Source organism: Streptomyces sp. SS1-1 (genome assembly GCF_008973465.1).
In the GTDB taxonomy this organism is placed as follows: domain Bacteria; phylum Actinomycetota; class Actinomycetes; order Streptomycetales; family Streptomycetaceae; genus Streptomyces.
The window spans coordinates 4,355,827-4,373,881 of record NZ_WBXN01000004.1 but is presented as its reverse complement, the minus strand read 5'-3'; the positions used below and the strand labels follow the sequence as shown (position 1 = coordinate 4,373,881).

Annotated in this window: 13 protein-coding genes and 1 riboswitch; of the genes, 7 read left to right on the top strand and 6 right to left on the bottom strand. The window is 73.7% G+C overall.

What is annotated here, in order from left to right; genetic code table 11:
* Positions 1 to 106: 106 nt before the first annotated feature.
* The 3 genes from F8R89_RS36245 to F8R89_RS21560 form a co-directional block, all read right to left on the bottom strand.
* Entirely contained in the window at positions 107 to 268 is a 162-nt protein-coding gene (locus F8R89_RS36245) for a hypothetical protein (RefSeq protein WP_192806186.1), read from the bottom strand.
* Positions 265 to 2,694, bottom strand: a complete 2,430-nt coding sequence (locus F8R89_RS21565; protein WP_151785471.1) for a DUF5682 family protein — start codon at positions 2,692 to 2,694, stop codon at positions 265 to 267. Before F8R89_RS21565 ends, F8R89_RS36245 begins: the two co-directional genes overlap by 4 nt.
* A gap of 211 nt (positions 2,695 to 2,905) precedes the next feature.
* The gene (locus tag F8R89_RS21560) at positions 2,906 to 4,036 is read right to left on the bottom strand and encodes an ATP-binding protein (RefSeq protein WP_151785470.1); all 1,131 of its coding nucleotides are present in this window, start codon (positions 4,034 to 4,036) and stop codon (positions 2,906 to 2,908) included.
* 145 nt (positions 4,037 to 4,181) lie between these two features.
* On the opposite strand from F8R89_RS21560, the gene F8R89_RS21555 reads away from it, so the two are divergent.
* Both F8R89_RS21555 and F8R89_RS21550 read left to right on the top strand, forming a co-directional pair.
* The gene (locus F8R89_RS21555) at positions 4,182 to 5,537 is read left to right on the top strand and encodes an SWIM zinc finger family protein (RefSeq protein WP_151785469.1); all 1,356 of its coding nucleotides are present in this window, start codon (positions 4,182 to 4,184) and stop codon (positions 5,535 to 5,537) included.
* A gap of 112 nt (positions 5,538 to 5,649) precedes the next feature.
* Entirely contained in the window at positions 5,650 to 7,284 is a 1,635-nt protein-coding gene (locus F8R89_RS21550; protein WP_151785468.1) for a DUF5691 domain-containing protein, read from the top strand.
* 491 nt (positions 7,285 to 7,775) lie between these two features.
* Here the strand turns inward: F8R89_RS21550 and F8R89_RS21545 are convergent, their stop codons facing one another.
* Entirely contained in the window at positions 7,776 to 8,192 is a 417-nt protein-coding gene (locus tag F8R89_RS21545) for a cobalamin B12-binding domain-containing protein (RefSeq protein ID WP_062663918.1), read from the bottom strand.
* 656 nt (positions 8,193 to 8,848) lie between these two features.
* Between F8R89_RS21545 and F8R89_RS21540 the strand changes: the two genes are divergently transcribed.
* Positions 8,849 to 9,706, top strand: a complete 858-nt coding sequence (locus tag F8R89_RS21540) for a lipase family alpha/beta hydrolase (protein ID WP_151785467.1) — start codon at positions 8,849 to 8,851, stop codon at positions 9,704 to 9,706.
* Positions 9,707 to 10,004: 298 nt separating this feature from the next.
* Positions 10,005 to 11,534: a M23 family metallopeptidase gene (locus F8R89_RS21535; RefSeq protein ID WP_225994647.1), complete on the top strand. Its 1,530-nt coding sequence runs from the start codon at positions 10,005 to 10,007 to the stop codon at positions 11,532 to 11,534.
* A gap of 89 nt (positions 11,535 to 11,623) precedes the next feature.
* Here F8R89_RS21535 and pcrA read toward each other — a convergent pair whose 3' ends face one another.
* Positions 11,624 to 14,107, bottom strand: a complete 2,484-nt coding sequence (pcrA, locus tag F8R89_RS21530) for a DNA helicase PcrA (RefSeq protein ID WP_151785465.1) — start codon at positions 14,105 to 14,107, stop codon at positions 11,624 to 11,626.
* Positions 14,108 to 14,449: 342 nt separating this feature from the next.
* Positions 14,450 to 14,609, top strand: a riboswitch (cyclic di-AMP (ydaO/yuaA leader).
* A gap of 8 nt (positions 14,610 to 14,617) precedes the next feature.
* Here pcrA and F8R89_RS21525 point away from each other — a divergent pair.
* The 3 genes from F8R89_RS21525 (at position 14,618) to F8R89_RS21515 (ending at position 17,481) form a co-directional block, all read left to right on the top strand.
* Positions 14,618 to 15,772, top strand: a complete 1,155-nt coding sequence (locus F8R89_RS21525; protein WP_151785464.1) for a C40 family peptidase — start codon at positions 14,618 to 14,620, stop codon at positions 15,770 to 15,772.
* A gap of 41 nt (positions 15,773 to 15,813) precedes the next feature.
* Positions 15,814 to 16,356, top strand: coding sequence for an MOSC domain-containing protein (locus tag F8R89_RS21520; protein ID WP_192806380.1), 543 nt, complete (start codon positions 15,814 to 15,816; stop codon positions 16,354 to 16,356).
* A 120-nt stretch (positions 16,357 to 16,476) separates the two neighbouring features.
* The gene (locus F8R89_RS21515; protein ID WP_151785463.1) at positions 16,477 to 17,481 is read left to right on the top strand and encodes a tellurite resistance/C4-dicarboxylate transporter family protein; all 1,005 of its coding nucleotides are present in this window, start codon (positions 16,477 to 16,479) and stop codon (positions 17,479 to 17,481) included.
* Here F8R89_RS21515 and F8R89_RS21510 read toward each other — a convergent pair.
* A complete protein-coding gene (locus F8R89_RS21510; protein WP_151785462.1) occupies positions 17,459 to 17,812 on the bottom strand; it encodes a hypothetical protein in 354 nt (117 codons plus the stop codon). The two genes, F8R89_RS21515 and F8R89_RS21510, sit on opposite strands and share 23 nt — an antisense overlap.
* Positions 17,813 to 18,055: the final 243 nt, after the last annotated feature.

Below are 18,055 nucleotides of genomic sequence, written 5' to 3'. Positions count from 1 at the left end.
TCCCGCCACCGGTTCCTCCGCGGGCTCCCCTCGCGGACCCCGCGCGCCGCCCCCTGTGTCATCGCCTCGTTCCCTCGCGGCTCTCGTACGCCGGCACCCGACTCCGTCACGCCCCCTCGTGCTGCCGCCGCTCCCACAGCGGCATCACCGGCACCGTCCGGGGCGTCGCCGCCCTTCGCTGGGCCGGGGTAAGGCGCGGCAGCCGCGCCGCACTCGTCGTCCCGGGGCCGGCGCGCTCGCCGCGCTTCAGCAGTCCCTCGGTCGTCATCCCGTCGCCCCCACAAGGTCACCGGCGGCGGGGCGGCCGCGCCCGGCGGCCCCGTCCTCCGTCCCGTCCAGTCCCAGCAGCAGGCGTACGACCGGCACCACCGCGTCCGCCCGCTCGCGGTCCAGCTCGTCGGCGAAGCCGGGTATGCCGGCCCCGGCGGTGCCCACGCCCTGCCGCTCCCCCGGTCCGCGCCGGACCAGTTCGCCCAGCGTGCGCCGGACGCCCGGCTCGTACGCCGAGAAGGTGCGCCGCAGCAGCGGCAGCACGTCGGTGAACGCCTCCGCCGGTACACCCGTCAGCCAGGTGTCGACCAGGCCGAGCAGCCGCTCGTCGTGCACGAGGAGCATCCCGCCACCGGATCCCCCGCCGACGAAGCCCTCGATCCACGCCGCCGCGTCCCCCGGCGGAGTTCCCGGCGACAACGCCAGCCCCATCAGCCGCGCGGCGTCCTCCTGGCGCAGCTCCCCGTCGTCGAGGAGCAACCGCACGGCGCGGCCCCTGATGACGCCGGGCACGGTGTCCCGGCCGGACAGCACCCGCAGCACTCCGTGCCAGCGCGGCCGCATCCCGGTCACCGCGTCCCCGAGCAGCCCCAGGGCCCCGTGCACCGCGTCGACATGGCGCCGCATCTCGTCCGCCGCGTCGGTGTCGAGGCCGACACAGGCCGGGGGCAGGCCGACGAAGACCCGCTCGGCGAGTCCGGCAGCCACCTCCGCGAGCGCGCCGGTGTCGGTGCCGCGGACGTCGCCGTACCGCAGGGAGCGCACCAGCGCCGGCAGGGCCTGCGCGAGATGCCCGACGTCCGCGTCGAGTGCCGCCCGTTCGGCCAGGACGTCCATCACCACCGGCAGCGCGTCCGGCAGTTCCGCCAGCAGGCAGCGCTCGGCGAGCGCCGTGACGTCGGCGAGCCCCTGCGCGGCGACCGCGTCGGCCTCGGCCCTGGCGGTGGCCGCGGCGAGCACCGTGGTCCCCCACACGCCGGCCTCGGCGACCCGCACCGCCAGCTCCGGCTCCCAGCGCAGCCGCCAGGTCTCCCGGAACGTCCCGGTGCTGCCCCGCGACGCGACCGGCTCGCCCCACGCCACGCCGAGCAGCCGCAGCCGGTGCAGCAGCCTGCTGCGCTCGGCGTCGTTCTCCTTGCGCAGGTCGAGCTCCAGCTCCCGCTCGAGCGCCTCCGGCCTCAGCCGCAGCCGGCGCTGGACGCGGTCCAGGTCCCGCTGGAGCGGCACGGCGGGCGCCGCCTCCGGCACCTCCCCCAGCACATCGCCGACGATCAGCCGGTCCCGGATCAGCTCCAGCGGCACGTCGGAGCCCTCGCACATCACCGCGCGGATCGCGTCGGTGGTCTCGCTCAGCCCCGGCAGCGGGCGGCCGCGCATCACCGCCAGCGTCTCCGCGAGACGGACCGCCTCGATGACGTGCGCCGAGGAGACGATGCGGTCCTCCTCGCGCAGCAGTCCGGCCACCTTCGTCATCCAGCGCTCGACGGGCCGGTCGGGCGCGCCGAACAGATGCCCGTACCATCCCGGCGAGTCGATGCCCGCGCCGTAGCCGCTGGCGCGGGCCAGCCTGCGGTGCGTCCACGGCACCCAAGTCATCTCGGTCTTGACCTTGGGCAGCCCCTTCAGCAGCGCCTTGTCGGCGGCGACCGTGCTCTTCCGCCGCAGCGCGGGCACATGCCAGGCACCGCACACGACGGCCACGTCGTCCCCGAACTCCCGCTGGGCGGCGCGCACCTGGAGGCGCATGTACGCCTCGCGCACCAGGTCCCGGTCGTGACCACCGCTGCCGTACACCTCCCGCAGGGCGGACATCGCCTCCTCCAGCCCCTGGAAGGGGGCGAACACGTCCCCGCCGGCCGTGCCCCGGTGCTCGACGACGTCCTCCCACCAGCGCTCGGGATCGTCGTAGCCGGCGGTCTCGGCGAGCACGGCGAGGGGGTCGACGCGGACGTCGGCCGCCAGGTCCCCGTCGTCCCCCCTGTCTTCGACGTCCTCCGCGTCCTCCTGCTGGGCGGTCGGTCCGGAGTCCGTCTCGCCGTCCCTGCTCCACGCCAGGGTGTGTGTGGCGGGCAGGTCGATGAAGCGGGCCGGGACCTGGTGTTCCAGGGCCCAGCGGAGGGCCACCCACTCCGGGGAGAACTCGGCGAGCGGCCAGAACGCCGACCGGCCGGGCTCGTCCACGGCGTGGGCGAGAAGGGCGACCGGCGGCCGCATGGTCTCGTCCCCGGCGAGCGGCACCAGGGCGTCGGCCTCGGGAGGCCCCTCGATCAGCACGGTGCGCGGCCGCGCCGCGTCCAGGGCCGCGCGGACCGCCCGCGCCGACCCCGGCCCGTGGTGCCGCACCCCGAGCAGCAGCGGCCCGGCGGGCCGGGCCCCCGACCCCGCCCGCGCGCCGTCGCTCGCGGTCTCCTCAACGCCTGTCACTTCGACCCCCTCGCTCCGTGCACCCGTCTGTCCCCCGTTCACACCGCGCCCCGCCCCTCCGCCGCCGCTCACCCGGCCTGCGCGGCTCGCGGCGTCGTCCCTCGCGTCGCCCGGCGGCCGCCGGACCCCGGCCGGCCGGACGCGCCGCCCGGTTTCGATCCCCCGCCCGGCTTGGAACCCCCGCCGGGGCGACCCCATCCGAGGTCGTCGCTCACGCGCTCACCTCCCGGCAGGCGCGGTAGAAGTCCGTCCAGCCGTCCCGCTCCCGGACGACCGCCTCCAGGTACTCCTGCCAGATGACCCGGTCGGCGGCCGGGTCTCGGACGACGGCGCCGAGGATGCCCGCGGCGACGTCCCCCGGCCGCAGCACGCCGTCGCCGAAGTGGGCGGCCAGGGCGAGGCCGTTGGTGACGACGGAGATCGCCTCGGCCGTCGAGAGCGTGCCGCTCGGCGACTTCAGCTTCGTCCGGCCGTCGGCCGTGACCCCGTCGCGCAGCTCACGGAACACGGTGACCACCCGGCGGATCTCGTCGATGCCGTCGGGCGACGCCGGCAGATCGAGGGAGCGTCCGATCTGGTCGACGCGGCGGGACACGATGTCCACCTCCGCGTCGGCGCTCTCCGGCAGCGGCAGCACGACCGTGTTGAAACGGCGGCGCAGCGCGCTCGACAGGTCGTTGACCCCGCGGTCCCGGTCGTTGGCGGTGGCGATCAGGTTGAACCCGCGGACGGCCTGCACCTCCTGCCCCAGCTCCGGTATGGGCAGGGTCTTCTCGGACAGGATCGTGATCAGCGTGTCCTGCACGTCCGCCGGGATACGGGTCAGCTCCTCGACCCGCGCCGTCATCCCCTCCGCCATGGCCCGCATCACCGGGCTGGGCACCAGCGCGTCCCGGCTGGGGCCGTGCGCGAGCAGCCGCGCGTAGTTCCAGCCGTAGCGGATGGCCTCTTCCGGGGTGCCGGCCGTGCCCTGGACCAGCAGCGTCGAGTCACCGCTGACCGCGGCGGCCAGATGCTCGGAGACCCAGGTCTTCGCGGTGCCGGGCACGCCGAGCAGGAGCAGGGCGCGGTCCGTGGCGAGCGTCGTGACGGCGACCTCGACGATGCGGCGCGGGCCCACGTACTTCGGGGTGATCACCGTGCCGTCCGGGAGAGTGCCGCCGAGAAGATAGGTGGCCACGGACCACGGCGACAGCTTCCAGCGGGCCGGGCGCGGACGGTCGTCCTGCGCGGCCAGCGCGGCCAGTTCGTGGGCGAAGGCGTCCTCGGCGTGCGGTCGCAACGCCTGGGCCTCCTCCGTCGCCCCCGTGTCGACGGACGTCGGCTCAACGGACACAGTCATGGCAAAGTCCCCCTCCAGCTCAGCCGGTTCGGATCTGGGTCCCACCCTGCACCACCGCACTGACAACGCGTCCTGACCTGCGAGAACGCGGTCACGGGCCGTCGGGCCGGACCGATTGTCAGTGGCGGGATCTACGGTCGGAGACATGACTCAGCAGGGGGTGCGCTGGACCGCGGACCAGGTGCTGGCACTGGCACCTGACGCCGCATCACGCAAAGCGGGAAGCAAACTCGGGGCGGCGGGGCCGTGGTCCGAGGCGGGGAATTCCGACGAGGGGACGGTGTGGGGACTGTGCAAGGGCAGTGGCAGCAAGCCGTATCAGACGGTGATCGACCTCGCGGACGCGTCCGGGCCCGCGTACAAGTGCAGTTGTCCCAGCCGTAAGTTCCCGTGCAAGCACGCGCTCGGGCTGCTGCTGCTCTGGGCGGGCGGGGACGGGGTCGTGCCGGAGGGGCAGGCGCCGGACTGGGCGGAGCAGTGGCTGGCGGGCCGGCGGCAGCGCGCCCAGGAGAAGCGGGCGGCGGGCCCGGCCGGCTCGTCCGGGGCCGCCGCCGATCCCGAGGCGGCGCGGCGCCGGGCCGAGCGCCGGGCGCTGCGGGTCACCGCGGGGGCGACGGAGCTGGAGCAGCGGCTCGCCGACCTGCTGCGCGGCGGCCTCGCGGGCGCGGAGCAGGCGGGGTACGGGCTGTGGGAGGAGACGGCGGCCCGGATGGTCGACGCCCAGGCGCCGGGGCTGGCCGCGCGGGTGCGGGAGCTGGGTGCGATACCGGCATCGGGCCCCGGCTGGCCGGTGCGGTTGCTGGAGGAGTGCGCGCTGGTGCACCTTCTCGACCAGGGCTGGCTGGGCCGTGAGCGCCTGCCCGGCGAGCTGGCGGAGACGGTCCGCTCCCGGATCGGCCTGCCGTCCTCGGCGGACGGTCCGCCGGTGCGCGACCGCTGGCTGGTGCTCGCCCAGTACGACACGGCGGACGTGAAACTGACGACGCGCCGGATCTGGCTGCACGGCGCCGACTCGGGCCGTACGGCCCTCCTCCTCTCCTACGGTGCGGCGGGCCGCGCCCCGGAGCTGTCGCTGCCGGTGGGGCTCGCGCTCGACGCGGAGGTGGCGGCGTACGGGGGTGCCGGGCAGGTGCGGGCGGCCCTGGGCGAGCAGTTCGCGCCGCCGGCGCCCACGGAGGTCCGGCCGCCCGGGGTGACGACGGCGGAGGCGGCCGCCCGGTACGGCGAGGCGCTGCGCCACGATCCGTGGCTGGACTCGGTGCCGGTGACCCTGGACCGGGTGGTGCCCGTCCCGGACGGCGACGGGTGGCAACTGGCGGACGCCGACGCGGACTCGGCGCTGCCGCTCACCGCGGCCGCCCGCTCCCGGCCCGGGCTGTGGCGGCTGGTCGCGCTGTCGGGGGGCGCACCGGTCACCGTGTTCGGCGAGTGCGGCCACCGCGGTTTCACACCGCTCACCGCCTGGGCGGAAGGGACGGGAGAGGCGGTGCGCCTGTGGTGACGGCCCGTCGGCGCCGGTCCCGCGACGCGCGCCCATCACGCCCCGCCGGCCCCCGGCACGACGGCCCCGGCATCGGCATCGGCATCGGCATCGGCAGAGAGGGTCGAACGACATGAACAGCCCTTCCCTTCCCGTGGACTCCCCGGCGCCGGACGCCTGGGAGGAGCTCGTCACGGCGGCGCTGCTCGGCACGGACCGGCGCACCCCGCCGGATGGCCCGCCCGGCCAGGAGGCCCCGGTCGCGCTGCTGGACCGGGCGGCCGTGGAGACCGTCCGCAGACGGGCCGGGCTGCGTCCCGCGCGCGCGGCGGACCGTCCGGGGCCCGCGCCCGAGGATCCGCGTCCGGCGCTTCCTCCGGCGGCGGCCCGCCGGCTGGCGCTGTTGCTGGCGGACCGTCCGGGTGCGGGCGGTGGCCGCCGGGGTTCGGCGCCGGATCTCATGGAGCTGCTGCCGCAGTGGCTGGCCGCGGCGAACGAGCGGGGCTTCGCCCCTCCCGCGCAGGCGCTGCCCGCCCTGCTGGACGCCGCGCGGGGACGCACGGATCTCCGGCCGGCCGCGCTGACCTTCGCGGGCCCGCGCGCGGTGTGGCTGGCCCGGCTGAACCCGGACTGGCGGTTCGCGCTGCGCACGGCACCCGGCGGGGGCACCGCGCTCCCGTCACTGGAGGACCCGGCGCAGGTGGAGCAGTTGTGGCAGGAGGGGCTGTTCGCGGAGCGCGTCGCCCTGCTCGCCGCGATCCGCGCACGGGAGCCGTCGGCCGCGCGCGAGCTGCTGACCACGACGTGGGCGACGGAGCGGGCCGAGGACCGGCTGATGTTCCTGGACTCGCTGCGAGCCGGGCTGGGTCCGGGGGACGAGCCGTTCCTGGAGCAGGCGCTCGGCGACCGCAGCCGCAACGTCCGTTCCACGGCGGCCGAGTTGCTGTCCGCCCTGCCGGGCTCGGCGCTCGCGGCCAGGATGGCGGTCCGGGCCGGGGCGTGCGTCGCCGTGGACCACACCGGGGACGCGCCGACGCTCACCGTGGAGGCACCGCACGAGTGCGACGCGGCCATGGAACGCGACGGCGTCGTGGCCAAGGCACCGGCGGGCCGGGGTGAACGGTCGTGGTGGTTCGGTCAGTTGGTGGAGGCGGCCCCGCTGGACACCTGGACGGGACGGCTCGGCGGGCGGACGCCGGAGGAGATCGTCGCCCTGCCGGTGGCGGACGACTGGCAGGGCGAGCTGCACGCGGCCTGGTGCCGGGCGGCGGTACGGCAGCGGGACGCCACGTGGGCGCGGGCGCTGCTGGGCTCACCGGCGGCACCGGAGGCGGGCGGTCCGGGCGCGGTGTCCCTGGCGGAGCGCGCGAAGCTCCTGGCCACACTGGACGGGGGCGAACGGTCCGCATGGGTGGCCGGCTTTATCGCGACGCACGGTCTGTCGGAGGCGTTCCAGCTGCTGGGCGTGTGCGCGGTGCCGTGGAGCGGGCCGCTCGGACGCGCGGTGGTCGACGCGCTCAACATCGCGCGGGACGCGGGGAGTTACCCGTGGTCGTTCAGCGGGGTGATGGGCCTGGCCGAGCGCTGCCTCGACCCGTCGGAGGCGACCCGCCTCGACGGCCTGCTCGCCATACCGGACGAACCGGAGGACGCCTCCCCCGGAGCGACGGGCTACTGGGCGGAGTCCTTCCAGCGCCTGGTGACGACGCTGCGACTACGCGCCACGATGATCGCCGAACTGGACGGCGGGGAGGCGGCCCAGGGCTGAGGGCACGGGGGTGCGGGCGGCCCGGCCCGCACCCGGCCCGGCCCGATGGGACGCGAGCCCGGGGAGGCGGTTCCGAAACGACTGCCCGTAGGCAACAAGCCCCAGCAGCGGGCCGGGGTCGGCCTGCCCGGGGCCCGGCCCCGGCCCGGTTGGACCCGGGCCCGGCCCCGCCTCAGGGGCCCGGCCCCGCCTCAGGGCCTCAGGGCCTCAGAGCCTCAGAGCCTCAGGGCCTCAGGGCCTCAGGGCGCTGTCACCCACCGGCAGCGGCCGCAGGGCACCGCCACCCCGGCAACGGCCACCCCCAGCCGGCGGCGCCAGCCAGGCAGCCGCGCTCCAGACCGCCGCCCTCCAGACCGCCGCCCACCAGGCCACCACCCACCCACCAGACCGCCGCCCACCAGGCCACCACCCACCCAGGCATCCGCCCACCAGGCAGCCGCCCACCAGGCCACCACCCAGCAAGCCAACTCACCCCAGGCCGGCGCCGGCGATCACGCCCCCGCGGGCTGCCGTACGTTCTCGCGGACCCAGTCCACGATCGACTGCGTCGTGGCGCCCGGGGTGAAGATCTCCGCGACGCCCTTCTCCTTCAGCGGGGCGATGTCGGCCTCCGGGATGATGCCGCCGCCGAAGACGAGGATGTCCTCCGCCTCGCGCTCCTTGAGCAGGTCGATCACCGCGGCGAACAGGGTGTTGTGGGCGCCGGAGAGGATGGACAGGCCGATCGCGTCGGCGTCCTCCTGGATCGCCGTGTCGACGATCTGCTCCGGGGTCTGGTGGAGACCGGTGTAGATGACCTCCATACCGGCGTCGCGCAGCGCCCGCGCGATCACCTTCGCCCCGCGATCGTGGCCGTCGAGCCCCGGCTTGGCGACGACCACGCGGATCGGACCGGCTGCCACACCCATCACTGCCTCCATGAAGCGACTACATCCATCCGTACCGACACGTACCGCTCATCCATGAGGTATGCCGTGCTCGGCCTACATGTCATGCATGGCGCACGTATCGCACTGTCCGTCACCCGCTCCGGCCCGTACCGCGCCGGACGTGCGACGAACGAACGGACGCCCGGGCCACGCTGCCCGGAAGTGAACGCACGTTATCTCCAGCATCCCGCAACCGGCAGTTTCGCGGTGCTGACCGAGGGGGAAATCACACGTGGGACACGTTCGCCGCGCAGGTTCCACGCATCGCGGCACACGCGCCGCGTCGATGACCGGTGCGCGCGTCGCGGACGGGACCCCGCGCACAAGGAGCCGCAACGAGGTCGTCGCACCACCGCGCCACCGGACGGCGCGCCGTGGTGATGCGACACGCCGGCGGTGGCACGAAGGGCACACAGGGCAGGTAAGGCACGACAGCGGGAGTTCGTCGCCCCACCGGCAGCAAGCCCCCGGAACGTCGATCGGCGCCGCACGGCCGCCCGGGCCGGCGCACCTCTCACGCCTCGCTCACCCCCGCTCCCCTTCCGCTGCCCACCCGCCGGCCGCCTCCGCCGCGACTTCCCACGAGGGCACACGGGGGCCGGAGCCGTTTCCTGCGTGCCACAAGGAGGTCGGCCATGAAGGTCACCGGGGCACTCCCCCTTCTCCCGCTCTGCCGACGCCTGCTCCCCAGCGGGCTCGCCGGCCTCTCCCTCACCCTGCTGAAGGCGACCGCCCTGGAGATCGCGATCCTGGCCGGCCACGTCCTGCTGTATCCATCCGGCATCGCCCAGGAGCGCCGCTCACCCGGCACGCTCCCCGCGCGGGACACCGCCCGGCTGCCGGCCGAGAAGGCACCGCCCGTCGTCCTGCTGCACGGCTTCATCGACAACCGCTCGGTGTTCCTCCTGCTGCGCCGCAGTCTCGCCCAGCACGGCAGGCACCAGGTCGAGTCGCTCAACTACTCCCCGCTGACCTGCGACATCCGCACCGCCGCCGAGCTGCTCGGCCGGCATGTCGAGGGCATCTGCGAGCGCACCGGCAGCAGCCGGGTCGACATCGTGGGGCACAGCCTCGGCGGGCTGATCGCGCGCTACTACGTGCAGCGGCTCGGCGGCGACCTCCGGGTGCGCACACTGGTCACGCTCGGCACACCGCACTCCGGCACCAGCGTGGCCCCGCTGGCCAACGCGCACCCGATCGTGCGTCAGATGCGCCCCGGCTCGGCCCTGCTCGAGGAGCTGGCCCGGCCCGCGCCCGGCTGCCGTACGCACTTCGTGAGCTTCTGGAGCGACCTGGACCATCTGATGGTCCCGCTGGAGACGGCCTGTATCGACCACCCCGACCTGCTGGCGCAGAACGTGCGCGTCACGGGCATCGGCCATCTCGCACTGCCGGTCCACCCGGCCGTGGCGACGGGCATACGGGAGGCCCTCGACACCGCCCACACGGACGCGGGGACGCCCCGGGAGGCCGGCGGTCTGACGGTGGCGTGAGCGGTCGGGCGCCGGCCGATCACGCTGCGTGGAGCGCCAGGCCCCGCCCCATCCGCCTCAGGACCGCCCAACGACCCCCAGGAACACCCACTCGGCCTCGAACAGCCTTCGAACACAAGGCCAAAGTCGCGCCCACTGACCGCCAAAACACGGCCGAATGCCCGTTTCCTGCGCGCCCAAAACCTGGCGAAGATTGTCGCGCCCACGTACCGCCGGGTACAGTCGCCGCACTGCTCTGGCAGCCCCTGTTGTCGAGGCGAGAGAGAAGTTGGTGAACGATCGTCACCCGTCGGGGACCATGACCTCCCCGGTCTCGGCCTCCGATGCCGCCTCGGCGCACTACGCGTCGTACGGCACTCAGGAAGCGCCCTACGGTGACGCGAGCGCGTACGGCACCTACGACGCCACCGGCTATGCCGCCGGCCACGCGACCACGACGTTCGACGCTGATCCCCTCTTCGGCAGCCTCCCCGGTGACGGCACGGGCGCCTACGACGCCACGCAGTGGTCCACCGGTACCCACTCCACGCAGTACGACACCTACGCGGGCGATCAGCAGCACACCGCGTACGGCACCGGCGCGTACGACACCGGCGCCTGGACCGGCGAGCACGAGCGTCTCGACTTCGTCCCGCAGCAGGCCAACGGCCATGACGTGTCCGGGCAGTGGGACGCGCAGGCCTGGCTCCAGCCCGACCCGACCGGCGCCGCCCCGGCCGACCCCACCCAGCAGTGGGAGTGGGGCACGCAGACCTATGACACCGGCGCGTACGACGCCACGCAGTGGAACTCCGACGGCGGCGGCGCCGCTCCGGCCGCCGACGAGTACGAGTCGGCAGCAGAATCCTTCGACCAGCAGACGCCCGCGCACTTCGAGCAGGTCGAGCACGCGCCCTACGACCCGGCCGCCTACGACGAGCAGGCCGCGTACCAGGACCCGGCGGCGTACGAGGACGAGTCCGGCTACGACGAGCAGGGTCAGGACGCCTCCGACCCGGCCTCGACGGGCCGGCTCCCCGTCGTCGAACCGCTCCTGGACGACCAGGAGGAGATCGCTCCGGCCCCCGCGCCGCGTGCCGCCTCCCGCGGCGGGGCGCGCTCCCGCCGCCGTACGCCTCCCAAGCGCTCCGCGCTGCTGACGATCGCCGTGCCGTCGGCGTGTGTGATGGGGGTGGCGGGCATCGCCGCCGCGTCCGTCGGTGACTTCTCCGACGAGAAGGAACCCACCACGCTGGCCGCCGAGGGCGACGCGGTGAAGCCGTCCGCGGCGAACAACAAGCTGGACAACCAGCTCGAGAGCCTGTCCGCCGGCGCCGACGACTTCGCCGACCGCGCCAGCCGGACGCAGGAGCGCATCGACCTCAAGGCCCAGCAGGCGGCCGAGAAGCGGAAGGCCGCCGAGGAGGCGGCCCGCAAGGAGCGGCTGCGCCCGAAGTTCGCGATCCCGGTCGCGCAGCACGGCCTCAGCGCCTACTTCGGCCAGGCCGGCATCAACTGGATGTCCGTCCACTCCGGCATCGACTTCCCGGTCTCGTACGGCACCACGGTGCTGGCCGCGACCGACGGCACCGTCCGCACGCAGTGGAACAGCGCCTACGGCAACATGATGATCGTGACCGCGAAGGACGGCACGGAGACGTGGTACTGCCACCTCTCCACCTACCGCGTCGCCTCCGGTACGACCGTCAAGGCCGGCGACCCGATCGCGTACTCCGGCAACTCGGGCAACTCGACGGGCCCGCACCTGCACTTCGAGGTCCGGCCCGGCGGAGGTTCGGCGATAGACCCCCTGCCGTGGCTGCGCAGCCACGGCCTGGACCCCTCGTAGGACACCCGCCCGGCGAAGCCGGCACCTGAACGAAATGCGGCCCCCGCGCCTTCCGGCGACGGGGGCCGACTCGCGTCCGGCGACGTGCGCTACAGCTTCTCGACCGGCGCGTACCGCAGCAGCAGCCGCTTCGGCTTGGTGTCGCCGAAGTCGATCGTCGCCTCGGCGTTCGCGCCCGTGCCCTTCACGGCCATCACGGTGCCGAGGCCGAACTGGTCGTGCGTGACCCGGTCACCCACCGCCAGCTGCGGGATCGGCTTCTCCGAAGTGCGCCGCGTCGCGAAGCCGGACGCGCCCGACGCCGAGGAGCGTGAGCGGGACGAGGACAGCGACGCCGCCACACCGGAGGCGGGACCGGACGACAGGGGCGAACTCCCGCCCTTGCGCTTCCAGTCCACGTGCGCGGGCGGGATCTCCTCAAGGAACCGGGAGGGCGGGTTGTACGACGGCTGGCCCCAGGCGCTGCGCATCGCCGAGCGCGTCAGGTACAGCCGCTCCCGCGCGCGCGTGATGCCGACGTACGCGAGCCGCCGCTCCTCCTCCAGCTCCTTGGTCTGGCCGAGGGCGCGCATGTGCGGGAAGACGCCGTCCTCCATGCCGGTGAGGAAGACGACCGGGAACTCCAGGCCCTTGGCGGTGTGGAGGGTCATCAGGGTGATGACCCCGGAGCCGTCCTCCTCCTCGTCCGGGATCTGGTCGGAGTCGGCGACGAGCGCGACCCGCTCCAGGAAGGCGGCGAGCCCGCCGGACTCCTCGCCCTCGGCCGCCTCCTGCTCGAACTCCAGGGCGACGGCCGCGAGTTCCTGGAGGTTCTCGATGCGGGTCTCGTCCTGCGGGTCGGTGGAGGACTGCAACTCGGCCAGATAGCCGGTCCGTTCCAGCACGGCCTCCAGGACCGTCGCCGGGCCCGCGCCGGACTCGACGATCGTGCGGAGCTCCTCCATCAGCGCGTTGAACCGCTTGACGGCGTTCGTCGACCGGGCGGCCATGCCGTACGCCTCGTCGACGCGGCGCAGGGCCTGCGGGAAGCTGATCTTCTCGCGCTGCGACAGGGCGTCGATCATGGCCTCGGCGCGCTCGCCGATGCCGCGCTTGGGGACGTTCAGGATGCGGCGCAGCGGGACGGAGTCCTCGGGGTTGGCCAGGACGCGCAGGTAGGCCAGGACGTCCCGGACCTCCTTGCGCTCGTAGAAGCGCACACCGCCGACGACCTTGTACGGCAGTCCGACGCGGATGAAGACTTCCTCGAAGACACGGGACTGGGCGTTCGTCCGGTAGAAGACGGCGACGTCGCCGGCCTTCGCCTCCCCGGCGTCGGTCAGACGGTCTATCTCGTCGGCGACGAACTGCGCCTCGTCGTGCTCGGTGTCGGCGACGTAGCCGGTGATGCGCGCGCCGGCGCCCGCGTTGGTCCACAGGTTCTTGGGCCGGCGGGACTCGTTGCGCTCGATGACGGCGTTGGCGGCGCTGAGGATGGTCTGCGTGGAGCGGTAGTTCTGCTCCAGCAGGATCGTCGTCGCGTCCGGGTAGTCCTCCTCGAACTGGAGGATGTTGCGGATGGTGGCGCCGCGGAAGGCGTAGATCGACTGGTCGGCGTCGCCCACCACGCACAGCTCGGCGGGCGGGACCTCGGCCTCGGGCGGTACGTCGACGGGGTGCTCGGAGGTGCCGACCAGCTCGCGGACCAGGGCGTACTGCGCGTGGTTGGTGTCCTGGTACTCGTCCACCAGCACATGCCGGAACCGGCGGCGGTAGTGCTCGGCGACGTCGGGGAAGGCGCGCAGCAGGTTGACCGTCGTCATGATCAGGTCGTCGAAGTCGAGGGCGTTGGCCTCCCGCAGCCGCGACTGGTAGAGCGCGTACGCCTGGGCGAGGGTCTTCTCGAAGCCGTCGGTGGCCTGGGCGGCGAAGTCCTCCTCGTCGATCAGCTCGTTCTTCAGGTTGCTGATCTTGGCGCTGAACGACTTGGGCGGGAACCGCTTCGGGTCGAGGTCGAGGTCCCGGCAGACGAGCGCCATCAGCCGCTTGCTGTCGGCGGCGTCGTAGATCGAGAACGACGAGGTGAACCCGAGCTTCTTGCTCTCGCGGCGCAGGATGCGGACGCAGGCGCTGTGGAAGGTCATCACCCACATCGCGTTGGCGCGCGGTCCGACGAGCTGCTCGACGCGCTCCTTCATCTCGCCGGCGGCCTTGTTGGTGAAGGTGATCGCCAGGATCTGGCCGGGGTGCACGTTCCGCTCGCCGAGCAGGTACGCGATGCGGTGCGTGAGCACACGCGTCTTGCCGGACCCGGCTCCGGCCACGATGAGCAGCGGGGTGCCGGAGTGGACGACGGCCGCGCGCTGGTTCTCGTTGAGGCCTTCCAGCAGCGCGGCGGCGTCGAGGGCGGGGCGCGGGGCGCCGTCGCGGTAGTACGCGTCGCGGTCCGGCGGCACGTCGAACTTCCCGCCGAACAGATCGTCCGGAAGCGACTCCGGAGTGTGATCGACCTCGGGCGGTGGCGGGGGCTCTTCCCCGTGGGCCCGTGGGGCCTGGAGGTCCGCCAGGAAGCTGTCGTCAAAGAGGCTGCTCATCGCTCTCCGAGTCTAGGCGGCCCCACCGACAACCGGCCGCCACCTCGAGAACATCACACCGTCCGGTCCGGCGTCCCGGCCGCCCGGTCACGGTACGAAGTCATCCCATCACGCCACACATCGCTCGGGGAGATCATGCGATGCCGCCACATCCCGCGCATACGGGACTGACCGCATCAGGACGGCACCAGCCACCCGCCCGATCCCCCTCCACCCCCTCCCCTGACCGAAGGTCACGAAAATGTATCGGGCATATCGCACATCAACCTTCACAGCGGCCACACCGGTTGGCTACCGTGCCGGGCAGGCCGTACGACCCCCACCGGCGAACGACGCCGGGCCGCACGGCCTCCGCCGAGTCCGGAGCGTCCGGAGCCGGGGACCCACCGAACTTGGGGTGAATCGGCCCGACCTCCCCTCCGGGGAGCGGCCGTAGGGCAACCCTTCCGAACCACCCGCCCGAACCCGACAGCTAACTCGGCAGGCGGAGCATGGAAGGAGTCGCCTCCCTTGGCGTCGCACCGCAAGTCGCGTCCCTCCAGCACGCGCGTGGCAGGCATACGGACCCCCGCGCTGGCCACCGCGGCCCTCACCTCCGTGGCCCTGCTGTCCCAGACGGCCCAGGCGAGCCCGTCCGCCGACGACCGGCCGAGCCTCGAAGAGGTCGAGAAGAAGGTCGACGACCTCTACCGCCAGGCGGAGTCGGCCACCGAGAAGTACAACGCGGCCAAGGAGAAGACGACCAAGCAGCGCAAGCGCGTCGACACCCTCCTCGACGACGTCGCCCGGCGCACGCAGAAGCTCAACGACGCGCGCGAGGAGCTGGGGCGCAACGCCGCCGCCCAGTACCGCACCGGTGCCGCCGCCCCGGACACCGCGACGTTCCTGCTCGCGGACACGCCCCAGGACTACTTCGACCAGTCCCAGCTGATGAACCGTATGACGGGACGTCAGAAGCAGTCGGTCGACGAGTACTTCACCGAGCAGTCCGCGACGATGAAGAAGCGGCAGGAGGCCACGCGGAGCCTCGAGACGCTCACCGAGTCGCAGAACGACCTGCGGACCGCCAAGTCGACCGTCCAGAAGAAGCTCGCGGACGCGCGCCGGCTGCTGTCCGAGCTGACCGCGCAGGAGAAAGCCCGCCTCGCCGCGATCGAGAAGCGCAAGCAGGCGGAGGCCGCCCGCAAGGCCGAGGAGCTGGCCCGGCAGCAGCAGGCGGAGGCCGAGCGCGAACGCGAGGAGGCCGCGCAGCAGCAGGAGCAGGGCGGGCAGGAACAGGGCGCCACCGCCCCGGACGGGTCGTACGCCACGAAGGCCGAGAAGGCGTTGTCCTTCGCCCGCACCCAGATCGGCAAGCCGTACGTCTGGGGCGCCACCGGCCCCGACTCCTACGACTGCTCCGGGCTCACCCAGGCCGCCTGGAAGGCCGCCGGCGTCGACATCCCGCGCGTCACCTACGACCAGGTCAACGCGGGCACGACGGTCCCCGTGTCCAGCGCCCAGCCCGGTGACCTGGTCTTCTTCTACGACGACGTCACGCACGTGGGCCTCTACATCGGCAACGGCATGATGATCCACGCCCCGAAGCCCGGCGCGTACGTCCGCGAGGAGTCGATCTACTATGACGGCGAGTCGGCGATCCACAGCGTGGTCCGTCCGGCGTGACGGGCGGGCGGGAGCCGGGCGGAGGAGAGGGACACGTGTCCATGACGGGGGTCGTGACGGCGGTCAGCAGGAACGAGGCGTACTCGTTCACGAAGCCGAACCGGGAGAGCGTCACGCTGCTGACCGGCCTGGGGGTGGACGGCGACGTCCACGCGGGGGTCACGGTGAAGCACCGCTCGCGGGTCGCCCAGGACCCCACGCAGCCGAACCTGCGCCAGGTGCACCTCATCCACGAGGAGCTCTTCGCCGAGCTCGCCGGGGCCGGCTTCCGGGTGGCGCCCGGCGAGCTCGGCGAGAACGTCACCACGCGCGGCCTGGACCTGCTCGGTCTTCCGGTGGGCACGCTGCTGCGCATCGGCGCCGAGGCCGTGGTCGAGGTCACCGGGCTGCGGAACCCGTGCCTGCAGATCGACCGCTTCCAGGACGGGCTGCTCAAGCAGGTCGTGAGCCGTGACGAGGCCGGCCGCCTCGTGCGCAGGGCCGGGATCATGGGTGTCGTCGCGGAGGGCGGGGTGGTCCGCCCCGGCGACACGATCGAGGTGGAGCTGCCGGACGGACCGCACCGGCCGCTGGACCGCGTCTGAGGGACGGCCCCGGGGGGCGTCGGCGCGTCCGGCTCCCCGGGCCGCACGGGCCGCCGATTCACCCACCCCCCGCGCGCGCCCCCACCCGCACGCCGGTGCCGTGCTCCTTAGCATCGGCCCATGCCCGCCGCCACACCCGCGTCCGCGTCCCCCCTGCCCGCCTGGTGGGCGCGACGTCCCCCCGCCGCCGGCGCCTCGGTCATGGCCACCGGCATCCTCTCGGTGGCCCTGCACCAGTCGGGCCACGCGATCCTGTCCCGGATCGCCCTCGCCCTGGCGTGCGTCGCCTGGCTCGCGCTCGCCTGCGACTTCGTCGCCCGGCTCCTGTGGCACCGCTCCGCGTGGGTGAGGGCGGCGGCCGGCCCGGCCTCGCTCTGCGCCGTCGCCGCGACCGCGATCCTGGGCACCCGCTTCGCCGTGGGAGGCCGGCAGACCCTCGCCGAGGCCCTGCTGGCCCTCGCCTTCGCGCTCTGGCCGGGCCTGCTGTACGTCGTCCTGCGGCACTGGCGGCACGGGATGCCGGGGCCCGTCTTCCTCGGCTGCGTCGCCACGCAGGGGCTCGCCGTGCTCGCGGCCACGCTGGCCGCCACGGCGGGGGCGGCCTGGCTCGCGCACGCGGCCCTGGTGCTGTTCTGGCTCGGTCTGCTCCTGTACGCCGTGGCCCTGACCCGCTTCGACCGGCGGGAGGTCGTCCGGGGCGCGGGCGACCACTGGGTGGCGGGCGGCGCGCTCGCGATCTCGGCGCTGGCCGGCGCCCGGCTCCTCGCGGCCGACGGGCCCGTCCCGTTCCTGTGGAACGACGACGACTCCCAGGCGCTGCGCACGGTGACCTACGCGCTCGTCGCCCTGGACATGGCCTGGTACGTCGTCCTGCTGGTCGCCGAGATCGCCCGGCCGAGGACGCGCTACGACGTGCGCCGCTGGTCGACCGTCTTCCCGATGGGCATGTCGGCGGCGGCGATGCTGTCGGTCTCCGCCACCCTGGACGTCCCGTGGCTGGAGGTCCCCGGCGAGGTCCTGCTGTGGATCGCGGTGGCGGTGTGGCCGGCGGTCGCCATCGGCGCCGTGCGCCGGCACCTCGCGGCCGGCGGCCGGGCCGTTGTCACGTCCAGAGCACGGCGATGAAGATGTTGGCCAGGGTCAGCAGACCCACCAGGCCGAACAGCTTCGCGTCCACCTTCTCCTCGTCCCGCTTCACATAGACGAGTCCGAGGATCACGACGAGCAGCGCCAGCTTCACGCCGATCTTGACGTTGTTCACCGACTGGTCGTCCGCCTGGTTCAGGCCGACCAGGATCACCCCGGTGACCAGCATGGTCAGCGCGCCGTGCAGCATCCCCGGCACGAACCGGGCGGTGCCCTGGCCCATCGCCTTCATCTGGGTGAGGAATCCGCCGAGCAGCGCGGCGATCCCGACGATGTGCAGGCCCACGAAGAGGTGGATGAGTACGTCCATGGGGCCGGAGCCTAACGACCGGCCCGCCCGGCGCCGTCACCGGGTGTGCGACCGGCCCGGCCCGGGCGCCGGTGCATATATGCGTCGCATAGCACCCCGTCCCTCCCCTCGCTCCCCGAACCCGCACATCGGTCACCACAGAGCGTGAACAAGACGCCGCTTCCCCGACGTTCCGCTCACTTACGGTCACGCCCGGTCCTCTCCCGGCACTTCCGCACAACGCGTTACCGACTCGACACACAG